The organism is Phenylobacterium sp. (genome assembly GCF_036563285.1).
Lineage (GTDB): Bacteria > Pseudomonadota > Alphaproteobacteria > Caulobacterales > Caulobacteraceae > Phenylobacterium.
This window is the reverse complement of record NZ_DATCMR010000011.1, coordinates 796,296-813,661: the sequence shown is the minus strand read 5'-3', so window position 1 is coordinate 813,661 and position 17,366 is coordinate 796,296. Positions and strand designations below refer to the sequence as shown.

Sequence of the window (17,366 nt, the reverse complement as noted above, 5' to 3'; positions counted from 1 at the left end):
GGCTGCGTGAGGTGCACAAGTACCATACGCCCCTGGACCTGGTCCGTGAGCGGTCACCGGAGCGTCCCGTCGCATTTGCGCGACCGGATGCGGTGGCGGTAGCGGCGCGCTGGTTCCAGGACAACTTTCAAGGCGACGTCTTCTACGCCGTTAAGGCGAACCCCTCCCCGTGGGTGATCGAAACCCTCGCGGCGAGCGGCGTGGCGTCCTTCGATGTGGCCTCGGTCCCTGAGATCGAGCTGGTCGCGCAGCACGCGCCGGGCTCCCGCATGGCTTTCATGCACCCGGTGAAGAGCCGCCGCGCGATCGCGCAGGCCTACTTCGACCACGGCGTGAAGACCTTCGCCCTCGACACCCACGAGGAGCTCGCCAAGATCCTCGAGGCGACCGGCGACGCGGACGATCTCTCCCTGATCGTGCGCCTGGCGGTCTCCGCGGACGGCGCGGCCTACTCGCTCTCGGGCAAGTTCGGCGTCCCCAGCCACGAGGCTCCGGCCCTGCTGCTGGCCGCCCGCCGCGCCACCCAGGACCGCATGGGCGTCTCGTTCCACGTGGGCAGCCAGTGCATGCGCCCGACGGCGTTCCAGGCCGCAATGGCCCAGGCCAACCGCGCGATCATCCGCGCCGGCGTGCTGGTGGACGTGGTCGACGTGGGCGGCGGCTTCCCGTCGGTGTACCCGGGCATGGTCCCGCCGGATCTGGCGGACTATGCGGACTCCATCCACCGCGGCTTCGCGGAGATGAGCGTCCACGAGGACACCGAGCTGTGGGCCGAGCCTGGCCGTGCGCTGGTGGCGGAAGCCTCCTCCGTGCTCACCAAGGTCGAGCTGAAGAAGGGCGACGCGCTCTATCTGAACGACGGCAGCTACGGCAGCCTGTTCGACGCCGCGCACTCCAAGTGGCCCTTCCCGGTGAAGCTCTACCGCGGCGAGGACGGCGAGGCCTGCGAAGTGGAGGGCCCCTTGAAGCCCTTTCGCTTCTACGGTCCGACCTGCGACTCCATCGACCATATGCCGGGCCCGTTCTGGCTGCCGGAGGACATCCGCGAGGGCGACTACATCGAGATCGGCATGCTGGGCGCCTACGGGATCGCCATGAACACCCGCTTCAACGGCTTCGGCGACGCCGAGACCGTGGCGGTGTCCGATGCGCCCATGGCCTCCATGTTCGGCCTCGCCGGCCGCACCATCCGCCTGCCGCGCGAGCGGGAGGAGGAGCGCAAGGTCGTGCGCCTGTCGCGTCCCAAGGGCGCGGCCGGCAAGAAGGGCCGCCGGCGGTAACAACACACGCCGTTTAAGTGTTAAAGGCGCGGCCGGTCGCTCCGTCCCGGTCGCGCCTCTTCTATGGACGGGCGATCAAACCCAAAGGGAACTTTTGGAATGAACGCTCCCGTTCAGAACACCAACCGCAAGGCCGAACTGCTCGCCAACACCGTCGAGCACGTGGCTATCGACCAGTACGACGCCCGCCCGATCATCGACGCCATGCGCAAGATGAGCTTCACGAGCCGCGACACGGCCCGTGCGGCCGACATCTGGACCATGTCGCTCGAGGACCAGGCCTGCTCGACCTGGCTCACCCTGGCCGGCTCCACGAGCGCGGCGGGCTGCATGCACATCTACCGCGACATGGTGAAGTACGGGATGATCGACGCGATCGTCGCGACCGGCGCCTCCATCGTCGACATGGACTTCTTCGAGGCGCTTGGCTTCAAGCACTACCAGGCCCAGTCCAACGTCGACGACCGCGACCTGCGCGACCTCTACATCGACCGGATCTACGACACCTACATCGACGAGGAAGAGCTGCAGGCCTGCGACGCGGTGATCTACGAGCTTTGCGAGAAGCTCGAGCCGCGCCCCTACTCCTCCCGCGAGTTCATCTACGAGATGGGCAAGTGGCTGGCCGAGGGGAACGCCAGGAAGCCGGAAAGCCTGGTGGAGCTCTGCTACCACGAGGGCGTGCCGATCTTCGTGCCGGCCTTCTCCGACTGCTCCGCGGGCTTCGGCCTCGTGAAGCACCAGGTGGAGCGGATGAAGGCGGGCAAGCCCTACCTGTCGATCGACAGCGCGGCCGACTTCCGTGAGCTGACCGAGATCAAGATCGCGGCCGGCAGCACGGGCCTGCTGATGGTCGGCGGCGGGGTGCCGAAGAACTTCGCGCAGGACACCGTGGTCTGCGCCGAGATCCTCGGCCACGAGGACGTCGAGATGCACAAGTACGCGGTGCAGATCACCGTGGCCGACGTGCGCGACGGCGCCTGCTCGTCCTCGACGCTCAAGGAGGCCTGCTCCTGGGGCAAGGTCGACGTGACCTGGGAGCAGATGGTGTTCGCGGAAGCGACCACGGTCATCCCGCTGATCGCGTCGAACGCCTGGCACCTCGGCGCCCACAAGGCGCGGAAGAAGCGCCGCTGGGCCGACCTGTTCAACAAGGCGGCCTAGGCGCCGCTGCAAAGCCGATGCGGCCGGGGAGCGATCCCCGGCCGTTTTCTTTTTGCCTCCCGCCCGGCCATGATTGCCCAAAGCCAGTGGGGAGATCATGAAACGCATCGCAATCGGGCTGACCGCCGCGGCCGCTCTGGCTGTCGGCGCCGCCGTCGCCCAGCAGCCGGCGCCCCCCATCGGTTATCTCGGCCCGGCCAAGTGGCCGGACGCGGCGAAGATCCTGCCCCCCGCGCCCGCCACCGGCTCGCCGCGCGAGGGGATAGACCAGGCGACCTACCGGGAGATGCGCAAGCTGCAGGGCTCGCCCCGCTGGGCCCTGGCGCAGAACGACGTGCCGACGGCGGTGCCGAAGATGCTGGAGAACTTCTCCTGCGCGATGGGGGCGCAGCTGACGCCCCAGAACGCGCCGCGCCTCGCGGCCCTGCTCTCCAGGGTGGGCCTGGACTCCGGCCAACAGGTGGCCAGCGTGAAGGACGTCTTCAAGCGCAAGCGGCCGTACCTGATCGAGGACGGCCCGATCTGCGTGGACAAGACCAAGGCGCTCGCCGACAGCCCCGACTATCCGTCTGGGCACGTGACCTGGGGCTGGGTCGTGGGCCTGATCCTCACCGAGCTCGCGCCGGACCGCGCCACCCCGATCCTGGTCCGCGGCCGCGCGTTCGGCGAGAGCCGCGCGGTGTGCGGCGTCCACTCCTGGAGCGCGGTGGAGGCCGGCCGCACCAACGGGGCGGCGCTGTTCGCCACCCTGCACGGCGACGCCAAGTTCCGCGCCGACCTGGAAGCCGCTCGGGCCGAGGTCGAGGCCGTTCGCAAGTCCGCCGCCTATGCGCCGGCGAGCTGTGCGGCGGAGGCGCAGGTCACGGCGAAGACGCCCTGGTGAGCTAGAGGTGCTCGATGCGGCAGCCCAGCTGCTCGCAGATGCGGTCCGCCACGATCGCGCGGTGGCAGCCCTTCGGGTCCGCCTCGTAGCAGAGCAGGGCGACCTTCCGCTCCCTGGCCATCTCCGCGGCCTGGGCGAGCTGCAGCTGGGCGCCCGGCTCGGCCAGGTGGTCCTCGAAGATCTGCTTCATCTCGCCGATCCGCCCGGCCCGCGCCGCGATGCGGCCGGGCTTGGGCGTGCCCAGGTCGCGCAGGTGCACGTAGTCGATGCCCGCTTCCTTCAGGCTGGAGGCCAGCAGGGTCTTGGAGAAGCCCGCCCGCCGTGACGCCGCCACCGCGCGCACGTCGATCACCACCTCCACGCCAGCCTGCTTCAGCCGCTCGATAACCGCCGGCTGGGTCTCGGCTTGGTATCCCACGGTGGCGACCGGCTTCATGGGTTCTCCTCGTGCTCGCGCCGGCTATATGGGAGCCGATGGACGCCAAGGTCGACCCTGAGCCGCGCGAGCGGGCCGTTCCGCTGGCCGGCCGAGGCGGCGCCATGGCCTGCCTCGAGTTCGGGCCGCAGGACAGGCCCGTGGACGTGGTCTTCTCCCACGCCAACGGCTTCAACGCGCGCACCTACCGCAGCATCCTGCAGCCGCTGGCGGAGCTGCGGATCCTCGCGATCGACCTGCGCGGCCACGGCGCCACGACCCTGCCGACGGTCATCGAGGGCCGCGAGGGCTGGACGGAGTTCCGCGACGACCTGCTGGCGTTCCTGGAGGCTGCGACCGAAGGGCCCGTGGTGCTGGCCGGCCATTCCATGGGCGGCACCTCCAGCCTGCTGGCCGCCGCGGTCGCGCCGCAGAGGGTCCGCGCCCTGGCGCTCTTCGACCCCGTCGTCTTCGAGGCCGCCAGCCAGCCCATCCAGCCCATGGAGTCGCCGCTGGTGCAGGGCGCCCTGCGCCGCCGGGCCGACTTCCCGAGCCGGGGAGCTGCGCTGGAGGCCTACCGCGGCCGCGGCGCCTTCAGGACCTGGACCGAAGAACAGCTGGCCGACTACGTCGACGCAGGCTTCCAAGAGGCCGCCGAGGGGGTGACCCTCGCCTGCCGGCCCGAGTGGGAGGCGTCGAACTTCCGGACCCACAACTACGATCCGTTCCGCGCCTTCCGGGAGAGCCGGGCGCCGATCCGCATCCTGCGCGCCGAGCAAGGCTCCACCGCAGGCGTCGACGCCCACCTGGACGAGCTCCTCGCGACCGGCCGCATCACCGTCGAGACCGTGCCGGGCACCACCCACTTCCTGCCGATGGAGCGGCCGGAGCTGGTCCGCGCCGCCCTTCGCGAAGCCGTGGCGCTCTAGCGCTTGCCTTCGGCCGGATCGCCGCCCGGTCCGATGCGGCCCTCGTTGGCCGACGTAGGCTGGGAGCTGTCGCCGGCGCCCTGGCGCGGCGTGGGCGCGTCGGCCGAGGGGTCGAAGCTGCGTTGCTCGCCGCTCTCCACGGAGTCGTCCTGGCGGACGCTCGGATAGCGCTCGGGCCCGCCCTTGTTGTCGCTGGCGTTCAGCGGCTGGGCGCCGTTCTCGTCGCGGCCGTCGCTCTGGATGTCGTTGTCGTTCGCCATGGGAGGCTCCTCTCGATTCAGGGAGAAGAGCGCTCGGGGCGGGGCGCCTGTTCCCGCATCCGGCCGCGGCTCGCCCGCGTACGTGGAGTGTGGCAGACTCGCCTGAGGGAGCCTGGGGGAGGAGCTTGCGATGAGCGACACGGCCAAGCCTGCCCCGGCCAAGGTGCTGGTCCGCCGGCACTCCGCCGTCACGCGCCTCACCCACTGGATCAATGTGCTGGCGCTCAGCGTGCTGCTGATGAGCGGTCTGCAGATCTTCAACGCCCACCCCGCCCTCTACTGGGGCCAGAAGTCGACCTTCGCCCAGCCCTGGGTGTGGATCGACGGCCGCGAAAAGCCGAGCGGCGAGTTCGAGGGCTTCACCCGCATCGGCAAGGCGGAGTTCGCCACCACCGGCGTGCTCGGTTTCTCGGGCGATCCCGGCGAGAACCGCGCGTTTCCCGCCTGGGCCACCATCCCGAGCTACCGCGACCTGGCGAGCGGCCGGCGCTGGCACTTCTTCTTCGCCTGGCTCTTCGTGATCAACGGCCTCGTCTACCTGCTCTGGAGCCTCATCGGCGGGCATCTGCGGCGCGACCTATGGCCCACGCGCGCCCAGCTTCGCCTGCGCCACATCCTCCACGAGATCGGGACCCACGCCCGGCTGCGCTTTGCTAAGGGCAAAGAGGCGCGGACCTACAACATCCTGCAGAAGCTCACCTATCTCGCGGTGATCCTGGTGCTGCTGCCCCTGATGGTGCTCACCGGGCTCTCCATGTCGCCGGGCTTCAACGCCGCCGCGCCCTGGCTGCTGGACCTGTTCGGCGGCCGCCAGTCGGCGCGCACGATCCATTTCCTCAGCGCTGCCGGCATCGTGCTCTTCGTGCTGGTGCACGTGGTGATGGTCCTGGTGTCGGGCTTCTGGAACAACCTGCGCTCGATGATCACCGGCCGTTACGCGATCCAGGTGGAAGGAGACCGCCCATGACCGACGCCAACCGCCGCGGCTGGCTGAAGGGCGCCGGCGCCGCCGCCGCGGGCCTGTTCGTGTCGGCCTGCGACCGGCTGAACGCCCATGCCGGCTTCAGCGGCATGCTGCAGAGCGCCGAGGGTCTCACCCGCCGCGCCCAGCGCCTGGTCATCGACCGAAAGGCGCTCGCCCCCGAGTTCACGCCTGCCGACATCTCGCGGGACTTCCGCGCCAACGGCTCCACGGCCCCCGATGACCCGGCCTACGGCGCGATGGTGGAGAGCGGCTTTTCCGACTACCGCCTTGTGATCGACGGCCTGGTGGAACGGCCGCTGCAGCTCACCCTGGCCGACCTGCGCGCGCAACCGGCGCGGGCCCAGATCACCCGGCACGACTGCGTGGAGGGCTGGTCGTCGATCGGGAAGTGGCGCGGCGCGCGCCTGGGCCCCCTGCTCGAGAAGGCGGGACTGAAGCCCAACGCCCGCTACATCGTCTTCCACTGCGCCGATGTCCTGGAACCCACGCTCGACGGCACCGGTCAGTACTACGAGAGCATCGACCTGATCGACGCCTACCACCCGCAGACCATCCTGGCCTACGAGATGAACGACGCGCCCTTGCCGGTGAAGCACGGCGCGCCGGTGCGGCTGCGGGTCGAACGCCAGCTCGGCTACAAGCACGCCAAGTACGTCATGCGCCTGGAGGCGGTGGAGGACTACGCCCACCTCGGCCGCGGCAAGGGCGGGTTCTGGGAAGACCGCGGCTACGAATGGTACGCGGGGATCTGACCGCGCAGCGGGTCACCCCCCCCGAAGGCGGGGGCTAGACGTCGAGCTCGGCCCCGGCGAGGTCGCAGCCGGCCATCCGCGCATTGGCCACGTCGGCTTCCAGGAAGCGGGCGCGGGGGGCATGGGCGCCGCGGAAGTCCGCGTGCCGCAGCGAGGCGCGGGTGAAGTCGGTCCGCACATAGCGGCCCTCGGCGATCATCAGCGGCCCCATCTTGGCGCCGCGCAGGTCGGCGCGGGCGAGCTGGGCGTCGGCGAAGCGGGCGCCGCGCAGGTCGGCGTCGCGCAGGTTGGCGCCGCGCAGGTCGCAGCCGGAGAGGTCGGCGCCCTGCAGCTCGACGCCCTGCATGTCCATGCCGAAGAACACAGAGTGCGGCGCGACCAGGGCGGTCAGGCGGCGCCCCTTCAGGCTCTTGAGCGGCCGGAAGTCGACCTGCGGCAGGTTCATGACCGCGCCGTGGGCGCCGTCGCTGTCGCAATAGGATTCGTGCTCGCGGAGGATCTCCTCCAGCGGCCGGTCGTCGACGAACACCAGCGGCGGGGGCCCGCGCAGCACGTCGGTCATGTCGGCGTCGTCGAGGCGCGCGTGCTCCAGGTTCACCCCGGCGAGCACCGCCCGCTTCATGGAGGCGCCGGTGAGGTCGGCTCCGCCCAGGTCGGCCCCGGACAGGTCGGCGCCGTCGAGCACCGCGCGGTGCAGGCGCGCGCCGGCCATCTGGGCGCCGGTGAGGATGGCGTCGGTGAAGTCGGACTGCATGGCCACCGCGCCGGTCATCTGCGCACCGGCAAGGTTGGCGCCCGAAAGGATCGCGTAGTTCAGCTCGCCCGGCCGGTGCTCGTGGCGCAGCACCCGGAACCCGTCGAGCTTGTCCTGCAGGGCGATGCGGCCCTCGCGCAGGTCGCAGCCGGCCATGTCCGCGCCGGAGAGGTTGGCGCCGCGCAGGCAGGCGCCGCGCAGGTCGGCGCGCTTCAGGTTCACGCGCCGAAGGTCGGCTTCGCGCAGGTCGGCGCCGAACAGGATCGCGCGCGACAGGTTGGACCGCGCCAGCATGGCGCCTTCCAGCTTGGCGCCGGCGAGGTCGGCCTCGCGCAGGTCGACCCCTTCCAGGCTGCAGTTGGAGAGGTCGGCGTAGGTCAGGCAGAGCCTGCGGCCGCCGGCGCGGCCAGCCAGGTACCGCTGGTGCGCCTCGACGGCGTCACGCAGGGCGTTGGCGTCCAGGGCCACGTGGTGCGGGATGGCTTGGGTGGTCATGCGGGCTGCTCGGCAGGCAAGATGACCGTGCGCGCTTAAGGAACGGTTGCGGCCAAGCTCACTTTCGCGCTCAGCGGGCAGAGCGTCACAACCACCCGCGCCGCTTGAACCAAAGGATCGGCAGCACGGCGGAGGCCACCATCATGACCAGCGCCATCGGGTAGCCGTAGCGCCAGTGCAGCTCCGGCATGAGGTCGAAGTTCATCCCGTAGATGGAAGCCACGAGGGTCGGCGGCAGGAACACCACCGCCACCACCGAGAAGAACTTGATGATGCCGTTCTGCTCGATGTTGATCAGGCCCAGCGCCGCGTCGAGCAGGAACGACACGTGGGTCGACTGGAAGCTGGCGTGCTCGGTGAGCGACTGGACGTCGCGCTGCAGCGAGACCAGGTGCGCCTGGCAGTCCGGGTCGCCGGCGATCTCCGGCGCGAGGCCCGCGTAGCTGAGCAGGCGGGCGAGGCTCACCAGGCTCTGGCGCGTCATCGAGGTGACGGTCTGCGCCCGGGCGAGGTCCTTCAGCAGGGGCTGGAAGTTCCCCGACGGTGGGCGCTGGAAGATGGCCACCGACGCCGCCTCCACGGCGTCCTCCGTATGGTCGAGGATCTCGGCCAGGCGCTCCGTCACGGCGTCCAACAGACCCAGGAAGGCCGCGGTGCCGCTGCCGACGTCGTTCTGCGGCGCGCGGTCGGCGAACACGCTGAAGGCCCTGAGGTCCTGGTAGCGCAGGGTGACGAGGACCCCCCTGACCAGGACGAAGGTCACCGGCTCCACGGTGGGCGTGTTCTCGCCGCTGCGGGCCAGGATGTTGGCGGTAAGGAAGGTGGCGCCGCCTTCCTGGAAGAGGCGGCTGGAGGGCTCCAGGTGGGCCATCTCCTCCGGCGTGGGCAGCTCGACGCCGAGCGCCGCCTCGACGGCCAGCTCTTCCTCCCGCGAAGGCTTCAGGAGGTCGACCCAGACCACGTCCTCGGCGGGCCGCCAGCCGGGCGCTGCGGTCGCGACCTCGAAGCAGCGGACGCCGCGGCGCAGGACGTGGAGCATCGGGGATCAGGGCCTCGCTATCCGAACGCCCTCAGGTGACCGACGGGGCTCAGCCCGTCAATCGTCGCGGCCGGAGTCTCCGCGGGCGGCCGCGGCGATCAGCGCGCCGATCCGGTCGGTGGAGTCGGCGGCCTGTTCCAGCATGGACAGCGGGCCCGCGCCCGGCCGCACCGCGTTGGCGACCTGGTTGGCGGCCGACTGGGCCATGGCCAGCACCGGGTTCGACTGGCCGGAGGCTGCGATCATGCGCGCCTTGGCGTCCTGGTAGATGAAGCCGTAGGTGGCGTAGACCGAGCCGCCGAGGTCGCGGTTGGGGTCGTACCAGACCTTCACCTGGCTCCAGTCGCCGTCCGGCGAGACGTCGATGACGGTGACGTCCTTCTCCACCTTGCCGCGCGAGCCTTCGATCGGCGACCAGTTGGCGTGGGTGATCTGGACGACGCGCTCGGTGAGCACCTGGCTGACCACGGCCACGTGGCCGAGCTTCATGCGCTGGGTGGGCTTGAAGCAGAGCACCGCGCCGGCCTTCGGCTGCACGCCGGTCTCGTACTTGCCGGTGGCCTGCTGCCACCAGGTCCGCGCGTCGCCAAAGATCTGGATGCCGGAGATCAGGCGCGCGAAGGGGACGCACTGCCAATAGGTGTCGGCCATGGCGCCGGCGGGAACCAGCGCGACCATCACCGCAACGGCCAGCGAACCCAGCAGGGTCCTCGGTCGCTTCAGCATCACTTGGGAACTCCCCGACGCAACGAGCGAAGGGATAACCTTACCGCTCACTGAGTGAAAAGAGGGTTTACGGCCGCAGGACAGCGGCTCGTTGGACAGCAATGCGCGGAAATGCATGCCGCGCCCTCCGAATAACTGACCTGTCCGTGAGATTAGAAGAGACGAAATGCTCTGTCAAAATCGAGTTACAGTTAATTAATCACAACGGGCTGGGCGAGCGGCTGTCATTGAGCTGAGCGGACCCATCGAAGGTCTGCTTCACATCTCGGCAATACACAGGTCGGCCCGACTGAAACAACCCGAAACAAGATGTGGGACGGCGCCGCCCGCTCCGGGCCAAGTGCTCGCCTTCCGCGGGAACCCGAGCCTCACGAAAACGCGAGCGGGGCGATTGCCTGTGGATAACGTGTCCAGCCCTTGGCTCTGCCGTTCGGGCGCCTAGGTAAGGCCGAGTTCGACCGACCGGAGCCCCGATGGATCAGATCACCACCCTCCTCAGCGACCCCGCCGCCTGGGCCGCGCTCGTCACCCTCATCGTGATGGAGGTGGTGCTGGGGATCGACAACCTGATCTTCATCTCGATCCTGTCGAACAAGCTGCCGGAACATCAGCGGAGCAAGGCGCGCCGCGTCGGCATCGCGCTGGCGCTGATCATGCGGCTGGCGCTGCTCTCGACGCTCGCCTTCATCGTCAGCCTCACGAACCCGGTGTTCTCGCTGCCGATCCGGGCGCCGATGGGGGCCGATGGCCACCCGATGTTCGACCTGGCCTTCTCCTGGCGCGACCTGATCCTCATCGCCGGCGGCCTGTTCCTGGTCTGGAAGGCCACCACGGAGATCCACGAGAAGGTGGATCCAGACGACACCGAAGGGGTGATGAACACCAAGGGCAAGGTGGCGTCCAACTTCGGCGCCGCCATCGTCCAGATCCTGCTGCTGGACCTGGTGTTCTCGATCGACTCGATCCTCACCGCCGTCGGCATGACCGACCACCTGCCGATCATGATCACCGCCGTGGTCGTGGCGGTGGGCATGATGATGCTGGCGGCCAATCCCCTGGCCGAGTTCATCAACAAGAACCCCACTGTGGTGATGCTCGCCCTGGGCTTCCTGCTGATGATCGGCGCCGTGCTGATCGCCGACGGCTTCGGCGTGCACGTGCCCAAGGGCTACATCTACGCCGCCATGGCCTTCTCGGGCCTCGTGGAGGGCCTCAACATGGCCGCCCGGCGGGCAGGGCAGAAGAAGCGCAGCCAGGACAAGGGGACGCTTCACTAAGCTGAAAGCATCCTTCGGAACCTGGCCTTAGCCATGCCCGTGCGACAACGCTGGCGGCGGCGCGCGGCTTGAGGGGGAGTCCGCGGGGCCGTAGCCTCGTCAAGGAGCGAATCAGCCGCCCGGCTGACCGGAACCCCGATGCCGATCAACTACCTCTCGGCCGCGCAGATCGCCAACCTGCGGACCACGCGGGTGGCGTCGCTGTCCGAGACCCAGGTGGCCCAGCTGACCTCGAGCCAGGTGGCGGCGCTCAACACCACCAACATCGGCGTGCTCTCCGCGACCCAGGTCTCGGCCCTCTCGGGCGCGCAGGTGAAGGGGCTCACCACCACCCAGATCCCGCACCTGGGCGGCGGCGTGGTCTTCGATACCGACCAGCTGGTGGCGCTTTCCGGGGCGCAGGTGAACGCGCTGACCACCACCCAGCTTGCCGCGCTGGACGCCACACACATCGGCGCGCTGACCGCCACCGCCCTTGGTGGCCTCTCCGGGGTGAAGGTGTCCGGCCTCAACGCCACCCAGGTGGCGGGGCTTTCGACGACCCAGCTCAAGGGGCTCACGCCGGTACAGCTGGCGGCGCTGACCACCACTGACATCGGCGAGCTGGCGTCCAGCCAGGTGGGCGCGCTCACCGTCACCCAGGTGGGCGCCCTGTCGTCCGACCAGACCTCGCACCTCTCCGCCGCACAGCTCGGCGCGCTGACGGCGACCCAGGTCGGCGGCTTCTCGGCCACCGGCCTGTTCGGCCTCGACGCGACCCAGGTGGCGCTGCTCACCTCCACCCAGGTCGCGGGGCTGAAGGGGGCACAGATCGCTGCCCTCAGCGCCACCGACTTCAACGAGCTCACCGCGACCCAGCTGGGGGCGCTGTCGTCCACCCAGGTCGGCTCGCTGACCGCCACGCACTTCACCGAGCTGTCGGCGACCGAGGTGGCGGCCTTCTCGACCACCCAGCTGCGCGGGCTCACGGCCGGGCAGCTGTCGCAGCTTTCCACCACCAACTTCGCCAAGCTCACCGCTACCCAGATCGAGGGCTTCACGGCCACCCAGCTCGGCGGCGTCACCGCGACCAACCTGATGTCGCTGAGCGACACCCAGCTGCAGGCGCTGTCGACCACCAAGATCCAGGGGCTCTCGGCCTACGAGCTGGGCTTCCTCTCTGCGACCCAGTTCGACCGCCTTACCGACACCCAGGTGAAGGCGCTGACCGCCACCCAGATCGGCGGACTGTCGACGACCAACTTCTCCGGGCTGGACGCGACCATGATCGGCTCGCTCAGCACGACCCAGATCCGCGGGCTGTCGGCCTTCCAGGCGCACAGCCTGACCGCCGCCGACGGCCTGGAGTTCACCACCAGCCAGCTCGCCGCGCTGTCGACGGACCAGATCGCCGCCTTCTCCAGCTCGGCGCTCACCGCGCTCACCGCCACCCAGCTTTCGTCGCTGACCGGCTCGCAGGTGGGTGCGATCTCGGCGACCAACTTCTACAGCCTGTCGGCCGGACAGATCGCGGGTTTCACCGCCACGCAGGTGAAGGGGCTGACCATCAACCAGCTGTCGGGCATCGACCTGACCGACTTCGGCCGCTTCACCATGACCCAGATCGGCGCCCTGACGACACCCCAGGTCGGCGCGCTTTCGACCACCGTGGTGGGCGGCCTCAACGCCACCCAGATCGTCTCCCTACTGCCTGCCCAGATCCCGGGGCTGACGGTCACCCAGATCCAGAGCCTGTCGACGACTCAGGTCGGCTGGATGACCTCGGCCCAGCTCAACGCCATGACCGCCACCCAGGTCGCGAACCTGCCGAGCTGACCTTCCTTCCCGCGCAGCGGGAGAGGGGGACCTACAGGAAGCTGTACGGGTCGACGTCGACGGCCACCCGCACGGAGGCGGGCGGCTTCACCCGCGCGCGCCAGGTGGCCATGTAGGCCGAGAGGTCGACGTTTCGATCCGCGCGGACCAGGAAGCGCTTGCGGCGGCGCCCGCGCACCAGGCTTAGCGGGGCGTCGGCGGGGCCGTACACCTCCACCCCCTCTGCATTGGGGGCCGCCTCTGCCATCTGGCGCATGAAGGCCTCGAGTTGGGCCGGGTCGGCGCCTGAGGCGATCACCGCCGCGAGCCGTCCGAACGGCGGCAGCTTCGCGAGCTCGCGCTCCTCCATCTCCGCCGCCACGAAGGCGTCGCGGTCCTGCGCCGCCAGCGCCTGCATCACCGCGTGCTCGGGCGCATAGGTCTGCAGCAGGGCCTTGCCCGGCCGGTCGCGCCGCCCAGCGCGCCCCGTCGCCTGCGCCAGCAGCTGGTAGGTCCGCTCGGCCGCGCGCAGGTCGCCGCCGCGCAGCCCCAGGTCGGCGTCGACCACTCCGACCAGGGTGAGCTTCGGGAAGTTGTGGCCCTTGGCGGCGGCCTGGGTGGCCACCAGGATGTCGATCTCCCCGGCCGCCATGCTCTCCACCATCCGCTTGGCCTCGCGGGCGTCGTAGACGGTGTCCGATGAGAAGACGGCGATCCGCGCCTCAGGGAACAGGTGGCGCGCCTCCTCCTCCACGCGCTCAACGCCAGGGCCGATGGAGACCAGGCTGTCCTTGGCCCTACAGTGCGGGCAAGCGGCGGGCTTCGGCATGGAGAAGCCGGTCAGGTGGCACACCAGCCGGCCGGAATAGCGGTGCTCCACCAGCCAGCTGTCGGTGTCCGGCGAGGTCATCCGTTCGCCGCAGGCCCGGCAGAGCACCAGCGGCGCATAGCCCCGGCGATTGAGGAAGAGCAACGTCTGCTCGCCGCGGGCCCTGGTCTCCCGCATGGCCGCCACCAGCGGCGGCGAGAGCCAACGCCCATGCTCGGGCGGCGTGCTCCTGAGGTCGACCAACTCGATGTCGGGCAGCCGCGCGGTCCCGTGGCGGGCCGAGAGCTTCAGCCACCGGTAGCGGCCGAGCTCGGCGTTGCGCAAACTCTCCAGGGAGGGGGTGGCGGAGGCCAGCACCACCGCAGCCTGCTCGATCCGGCCGCGCACCACAGCGAGGTCGCGGGCGTGGTAGATGAACCCCTCCTCCTGCTTGAAGGAGGCGTCGTGCTCCTCGTCGACGACGATCAGCTTCAGGTTGGTGAAGGGCAGGAAGAGGGCGGAGCGGGCGCCGACCACGATCCGGCAGCGGCCGGTCGCCACCGCTTCCCAAACGCGCCGGCGGGCCGGCGGCTGGACGTCGGAGTGCCACTCGCCGGGCTCGGCGCCGAAGCGGGCGGCGACGCGGGCGATCAGCGCATGGGTGAGCGCGATCTCCGGCAGCAGGATGAGCACCTGCGCGGTGGGGTCCGCCGCGAGCGCCGCCGCGGCGGCCTCCAGATAGACCTCGGTCTTGCCGGAGCCCGTGACGCCGTCCAGCAGGGCGACATTGAAGGCGCCCTCCCCGACCATGGCCTTCAACGCCTCGGCGGCGGCGGCCTGGCTGGCGTTGAGCTCCGCGCCCTTGCGGGCCAGGTCCGGGTCGTCGAACCGCGCCTCCGGCTGGATGGCGCGCACCGCCAGGACGCCGTCGTCCACCAGCCCCTTCACCACACCTGACGAAACGCCGGCGGCGCGGGCCAGGTCGGCCGGGGTCATGGCCTCCACGCGGGCGGCCTCCAAGACCTTCTGCCGCGCCGGGGTCGGACGGGCCGGCTCCGCGCCTGTGGGCTCCACCACCCGGATGGGCCGGGGCTTGGGGCAGCGTGCGCCGCGGAGCGCGATCGCCAGCGGCGCGCCGGGGGCGTCCACCGCGTAGCGTGCGGCCCACTGGACGAACTCGATCGTGTTGGGCGGCAGCCTGGGGTCGTCGAGGCGCTCCCCCACGGGCTTCAGCGGCCGGTTGCCGCCATGGCCGTCGCGCACCGCCGTCACGACGCCGCGCAGCAGGCGCGGGCCCAGCGGGGCAGCCACCTGGTCGCCCACCTCCAGGCCCATGCCCTCAGGCTCGGCGTAGTCGAACGCCTCCGGCAGCGGCATGGGCAGGAGGACGGAGGCGATGCGGCTCATCGGTTTGCGCCGGCGGGGTCAGCCGCTACAAGCGTGCCTCGCAACCCCAAGGTCTTCTCGATGCAGCTGTTCCTCGACTCCACCGACGTCGCCCAGATCCGCGACCTCGCCGCCACGGGCCTCGTGGACGGCGTCACCACCAATCCCTCGCTGATCGCCAAGTCCGGCCGCAACATGCTGGAGGTCATCGCCGAGATTTGCGAGGCCGTCGAGGGTCCGGTGAGCGCCGAGGTGGCGGCCACGGAGTCGCAACAGATGCTCGCCGAGGGCCGCAAGCTGGCGGGCGTGGCGCCGAATGTCGTGGTGAAGGTGCCGCTGACCCGCGAAGGCCTGGTCGCCACCCGCCAGTTCACGGCCGAGGGCATCCAGACCAATGTCACCCTGTGCTTCTCGGCCAGCCAGGCCCTGCTCGCCGCCAAGGTCGGCGCGACCTACATCAGCCCGTTCATCGGCCGCCTGGACGACCATGGCGCCGACGGCATGGACCTGATCCACGAGATCCGCGCCATCTACGACAACTACGGCTTCGACACCGAGATCCTCGCCGCCTCGATCCGTTCGCCCACCCACGTGCGCGACGCCGCCATGGCCGGCGCCGACTGCGCGACCATCCCGCCGGAGGTTTTCCTGTCCCTGTTCAAGCACCCGTTAACCGAGAAGGGGCTTGATCAATTCCTGAAGGATTGGGCGAAGACCGGCCAATCGATCCTCTAGGGGAACGGACACATGAGCGGGGCCAGGGCTGAGGATCAGAGGCTCGACCCCGAGGCGGTCCGCGCCTTCCTGCTGGAAAACCCCGACCTGCTGAAGGACGACGACGCCCTGCTGGGCGACCTCGGCCTGCGCGTGGCCGGCGACAACGTCGTGGAGTTCGGCCCCGCCGCCCTCGCCCGCGTGCACGCCGCCCACAAGCGCGAGGCCACCGTCCGGCGCAAGCTGGAGGCCACCGCGCGCGAGAACTTCGCGGCTCAGGCCCAGACGCATGGGGCGGTCATCGACCTCCTGGAAAGCCGCAACCACGCCGACCTGGCCCGCCGGGTGGACGACCTCGCCCAGTTGCGCTTCGGCCTCGCGGCGGGCGTCCTGGCCCTGGAAGGCCCGGAGAACACGCCGGCCGGCTGGCGCAGCCTTGTCGAGGGCCAGGTGGACATGATCCTCGACGGCCACCAGCGGCTCACCCGCATGGGCTTCGCGCCCACGGCGCTTGGCCTGTTCGGCGAGCGCGGCGAGACCATCCAATCCATGGCCATGGTCCGCCTGGCGATCTGGGAGCCGGCGCGCCAGGGCCTGATCGCCTTCGGCTCAGCCGACCCGCAGGGCTTCACGCCGGACATGGGCGCCGAGCTCGTCGCCTTCCTCGCCCGCGTCGTGGAGAGGACGGCGGAGCGATGGCCGGTCCTGTGACCGCCCGCGAGGCCCGGGCGCTCTGGCTGGAGCACCTGGCCAACGAGCGCCGCGCCTCGCCCCGCACTCTGGAGGCCTACGGCTTCGCCGCCGCGCGCTACATCGCCTTCCTCGAGCAGCACCGTGGCGAGGCGCTGACGGTGCAGGACCTGGCGGGCGTCACCGCCGCCGAGGTCCGCGCCTGGCTCGCCCACCTGCGGCAGGGCGACAAGCCGCTGTCGCCGCGCTCCATGTCCCAGGCGCTGAGCGCCATCCGCACGTTCCACCGCTTCCTGGACCGGCGCCTGGACGCCCCCAACGCCGCCCTCGCCCTGGTCCGCGGCCCCCGCGTGAAGCCCGGCGCGCCACGGCCGGTCACCGAGGACCAGGCCCGCGGCATGATCGAGGAGCCGGCCCTCGATCCCGACCGCGAGGAGTGGGAGGTGGCCCGCGACCAGGCGGTGCTGACCCTGCTCTACGGCTGCGGCCTTCGAATCTCCGAGGCCCTGTCCCTGAAGCGCTCCGACGCGCCGCTGGGCGACAGCCTGAGGATCACCGGGAAGGGCTCGAAGATGCGGCTGGTGCCGGTGCTGCCCGCCGTCCGCGACGCCGTCGACCTCTACGTCGAGCAGGCGCCCTTCATCCTTGAGCCCGACGAGCCGCTGTTCCGGGCCAAGCGCGGCGGCCCCCTGAGCCCCCGTCACGTCCAGGCCACCGTGCAGAACCTGCGCGGCCGGCTGGGCCTGCCGCCCAGCGCCACGCCCCACGCTCTACGCCACTCGTTCGCCACGCACCTGCTGGGCGCCGGCGCCGACCTGCGCTCGATCCAGGAACTGCTGGGTCACGCGTCGCTGTCGACGACGCAGCGCTACACTGAGGTCGACGCCGCGGCCCTGCTCAGCGCCTACCAGGCCGCGCACCCGAGGGCTTAGGCTACCTCCTCATGTCCTCCAGGTTTCGGCGCAGCCGAAGGCCGGGACCCACACACGAGGCGCTCTGAGAAGAAGACGAACGG

Annotated in this window: 17 protein-coding genes; 11 read left to right on the top strand and 6 right to left on the bottom strand. The window is 70.4% G+C overall.

What is annotated here, in order from left to right; genetic code table 11:
* The first annotated feature begins 11 nt into the window (after window positions 1–11).
* From VIL76_RS14790 to VIL76_RS14780, 3 genes are all read left to right on the top strand, one after another.
* Window positions 12–1,280: a type III PLP-dependent enzyme gene (locus VIL76_RS14790; RefSeq protein ID WP_332045799.1), complete on the top strand. Its 1,269-nt coding sequence runs from the start codon at window positions 12–14 to the stop codon at window positions 1,278–1,280.
* Window positions 1,281–1,379: 99 nt separating this feature from the next.
* Window positions 1,380–2,444, top strand: coding sequence for a 1,9-bis(guanidino)-5-aza-nonane synthase (locus VIL76_RS14785; RefSeq protein ID WP_332045798.1), 1,065 nt, complete (start codon window positions 1,380–1,382; stop codon window positions 2,442–2,444).
* 97 nt (window positions 2,445–2,541) lie between these two features.
* Entirely contained in the window at window positions 2,542–3,327 is a 786-nt protein-coding gene (locus VIL76_RS14780; protein WP_332045797.1) for a phosphatase PAP2 family protein, read from the top strand.
* Window position 3,328: 1 nt separating this feature from the next.
* On the opposite strand, the gene VIL76_RS14775 is transcribed toward VIL76_RS14780, so the two are convergent.
* Window positions 3,329–3,763, bottom strand: a complete 435-nt coding sequence (locus VIL76_RS14775) for a DUF488 domain-containing protein (RefSeq protein WP_332045796.1) — start codon at window positions 3,761–3,763, stop codon at window positions 3,329–3,331.
* A gap of 38 nt (window positions 3,764–3,801) precedes the next feature.
* On the opposite strand from VIL76_RS14775, the gene VIL76_RS14770 reads away from it, so the two are divergent.
* On the top strand, window positions 3,802–4,671 hold the full coding sequence (locus tag VIL76_RS14770; RefSeq protein ID WP_332045795.1) for an alpha/beta hydrolase: 870 nt from the start codon (window positions 3,802–3,804) through the stop codon (window positions 4,669–4,671).
* On the opposite strand, the gene VIL76_RS14765 is transcribed toward VIL76_RS14770, so the two are convergent.
* Window positions 4,668–4,931: a hypothetical protein gene (locus tag VIL76_RS14765; protein WP_332045794.1), complete on the bottom strand. Its 264-nt coding sequence runs from the start codon at window positions 4,929–4,931 to the stop codon at window positions 4,668–4,670. The genes VIL76_RS14770 and VIL76_RS14765 overlap by 4 nt on opposite strands.
* A gap of 130 nt (window positions 4,932–5,061) precedes the next feature.
* On the opposite strand from VIL76_RS14765, the gene VIL76_RS14760 reads away from it, so the two are divergent.
* Entirely contained in the window at window positions 5,062–5,898 is an 837-nt protein-coding gene (locus VIL76_RS14760) for a cytochrome b/b6 domain-containing protein (RefSeq protein ID WP_332045793.1), read from the top strand.
* Complete coding sequence (locus VIL76_RS14755) at window positions 5,895–6,668, top strand: molybdopterin-dependent oxidoreductase (RefSeq protein WP_332045792.1); 774 nt, start codon at window positions 5,895–5,897, stop codon at window positions 6,666–6,668. The genes VIL76_RS14760 and VIL76_RS14755 overlap by 4 nt, the downstream gene beginning before the upstream one ends.
* Before the next feature lie 34 nt (window positions 6,669–6,702).
* Here VIL76_RS14755 and VIL76_RS14750 read toward each other — a convergent pair whose 3' ends face one another.
* The 3 genes from VIL76_RS14750 to VIL76_RS14740 all read right to left on the bottom strand — a co-directional run bounded on the left by VIL76_RS14750 (window position 6,703) and on the right by VIL76_RS14740 (window position 9,682).
* Window positions 6,703–7,917, bottom strand: coding sequence for a pentapeptide repeat-containing protein (locus VIL76_RS14750; protein ID WP_332045791.1), 1,215 nt, complete (start codon window positions 7,915–7,917; stop codon window positions 6,703–6,705).
* Window positions 7,918–8,002: 85 nt separating this feature from the next.
* Complete coding sequence (locus VIL76_RS14745; protein ID WP_332045790.1) at window positions 8,003–8,956, bottom strand: magnesium transporter CorA family protein; 954 nt, start codon at window positions 8,954–8,956, stop codon at window positions 8,003–8,005.
* A gap of 57 nt (window positions 8,957–9,013) precedes the next feature.
* Window positions 9,014–9,682, bottom strand: coding sequence for a CHAP domain-containing protein (locus VIL76_RS14740; protein ID WP_332045789.1), 669 nt, complete (start codon window positions 9,680–9,682; stop codon window positions 9,014–9,016).
* A gap of 473 nt (window positions 9,683–10,155) precedes the next feature.
* Here VIL76_RS14740 and VIL76_RS14735 point away from each other — a divergent pair, with 473 nt between their 5' ends.
* Window positions 10,156–10,959 (top strand): TerC family protein, encoded by an 804-nt coding sequence (locus VIL76_RS14735; RefSeq protein ID WP_332045788.1) that lies wholly within the window; start codon window positions 10,156–10,158, stop codon window positions 10,957–10,959.
* 138 nt (window positions 10,960–11,097) lie between these two features.
* Complete coding sequence (locus VIL76_RS14730) at window positions 11,098–12,774, top strand: ice nucleation protein (RefSeq protein WP_332045787.1); 1,677 nt, start codon at window positions 11,098–11,100, stop codon at window positions 12,772–12,774.
* A 31-nt stretch (window positions 12,775–12,805) separates the two neighbouring features.
* On the opposite strand, the gene VIL76_RS14725 is transcribed toward VIL76_RS14730, so the two are convergent.
* A complete protein-coding gene (locus VIL76_RS14725; RefSeq protein ID WP_332045786.1) occupies window positions 12,806–14,968 on the bottom strand; it encodes a primosomal protein N' in 2,163 nt (720 codons plus the stop codon).
* 60 nt (window positions 14,969–15,028) lie between these two features.
* Between VIL76_RS14725 and fsa the strand changes: the two genes are divergently transcribed.
* The 3 genes from fsa to VIL76_RS14710 are packed head-to-tail and all read left to right on the top strand — an operon-like array spanning window position 15,029 to window position 17,283.
* The gene (gene fsa / locus VIL76_RS14720) at window positions 15,029–15,682 is read left to right on the top strand and encodes a fructose-6-phosphate aldolase (protein ID WP_332046508.1); all 654 of its coding nucleotides are present in this window, start codon (window positions 15,029–15,031) and stop codon (window positions 15,680–15,682) included.
* Window positions 15,683–15,694: 12 nt separating this feature from the next.
* Window positions 15,695–16,372, top strand: coding sequence for a DUF484 family protein (locus VIL76_RS14715; protein ID WP_332045785.1), 678 nt, complete (start codon window positions 15,695–15,697; stop codon window positions 16,370–16,372).
* A complete protein-coding gene (locus VIL76_RS14710; protein ID WP_332045784.1) occupies window positions 16,357–17,283 on the top strand; it encodes a tyrosine recombinase XerC in 927 nt (308 codons plus the stop codon). Before VIL76_RS14715 ends, VIL76_RS14710 begins: the two co-directional genes overlap by 16 nt.
* Window positions 17,284–17,366 lie beyond the last annotated feature (83 nt).

Excerpts from the sequence above, each read along its gene's own strand:
- VIL76_RS14760 (WP_332045793.1), top strand. The coding sequence starts at position 5,062 with ATGAGCGACACGGCCAAGCCTGCCCCGGCCAAGGTGCTGGTCCGCCGG.
- VIL76_RS14730 (WP_332045787.1), top strand. The coding sequence starts at position 11,098 with ATGCCGATCAACTACCTCTCGGCCGCGCAGATCGCCAACCTGCGGACC.
- VIL76_RS14755 (WP_332045792.1), top strand. The coding sequence starts at position 5,895 with ATGACCGACGCCAACCGCCGCGGCTGGCTGAAGGGCGCCGGCGCCGCC.
- VIL76_RS14750 (WP_332045791.1), bottom strand. The coding sequence starts at position 7,917 with ATGACCACCCAAGCCATCCCGCACCACGTGGCCCTGGACGCCAACGCC.
- VIL76_RS14775 (WP_332045796.1), bottom strand. The coding sequence starts at position 3,763 with ATGAAGCCGGTCGCCACCGTGGGATACCAAGCCGAGACCCAGCCGGCG.
- VIL76_RS14780 (WP_332045797.1), top strand. The coding sequence starts at position 2,542 with ATGAAACGCATCGCAATCGGGCTGACCGCCGCGGCCGCTCTGGCTGTC.
- VIL76_RS14715 (WP_332045785.1), top strand. The coding sequence starts at position 15,695 with ATGAGCGGGGCCAGGGCTGAGGATCAGAGGCTCGACCCCGAGGCGGTC.
- VIL76_RS14765 (WP_332045794.1), bottom strand. The coding sequence starts at position 4,931 with ATGGCGAACGACAACGACATCCAGAGCGACGGCCGCGACGAGAACGGC.
- fsa (WP_332046508.1), top strand. The coding sequence starts at position 15,029 with ATGCAGCTGTTCCTCGACTCCACCGACGTCGCCCAGATCCGCGACCTC.
- VIL76_RS14785 (WP_332045798.1), top strand. The coding sequence starts at position 1,380 with ATGAACGCTCCCGTTCAGAACACCAACCGCAAGGCCGAACTGCTCGCC.
- VIL76_RS14710 (WP_332045784.1), top strand. The coding sequence starts at position 16,357 with ATGGCCGGTCCTGTGACCGCCCGCGAGGCCCGGGCGCTCTGGCTGGAG.
- VIL76_RS14735 (WP_332045788.1), top strand. The coding sequence starts at position 10,156 with ATGGATCAGATCACCACCCTCCTCAGCGACCCCGCCGCCTGGGCCGCG.
- VIL76_RS14745 (WP_332045790.1), bottom strand. The coding sequence starts at position 8,956 with ATGCTCCACGTCCTGCGCCGCGGCGTCCGCTGCTTCGAGGTCGCGACC.
- VIL76_RS14770 (WP_332045795.1), top strand. The coding sequence starts at position 3,802 with ATGGACGCCAAGGTCGACCCTGAGCCGCGCGAGCGGGCCGTTCCGCTG.
- VIL76_RS14725 (WP_332045786.1), bottom strand. The coding sequence starts at position 14,968 with ATGAGCCGCATCGCCTCCGTCCTCCTGCCCATGCCGCTGCCGGAGGCG.
- VIL76_RS14740 (WP_332045789.1), bottom strand. The coding sequence starts at position 9,682 with ATGCTGAAGCGACCGAGGACCCTGCTGGGTTCGCTGGCCGTTGCGGTG.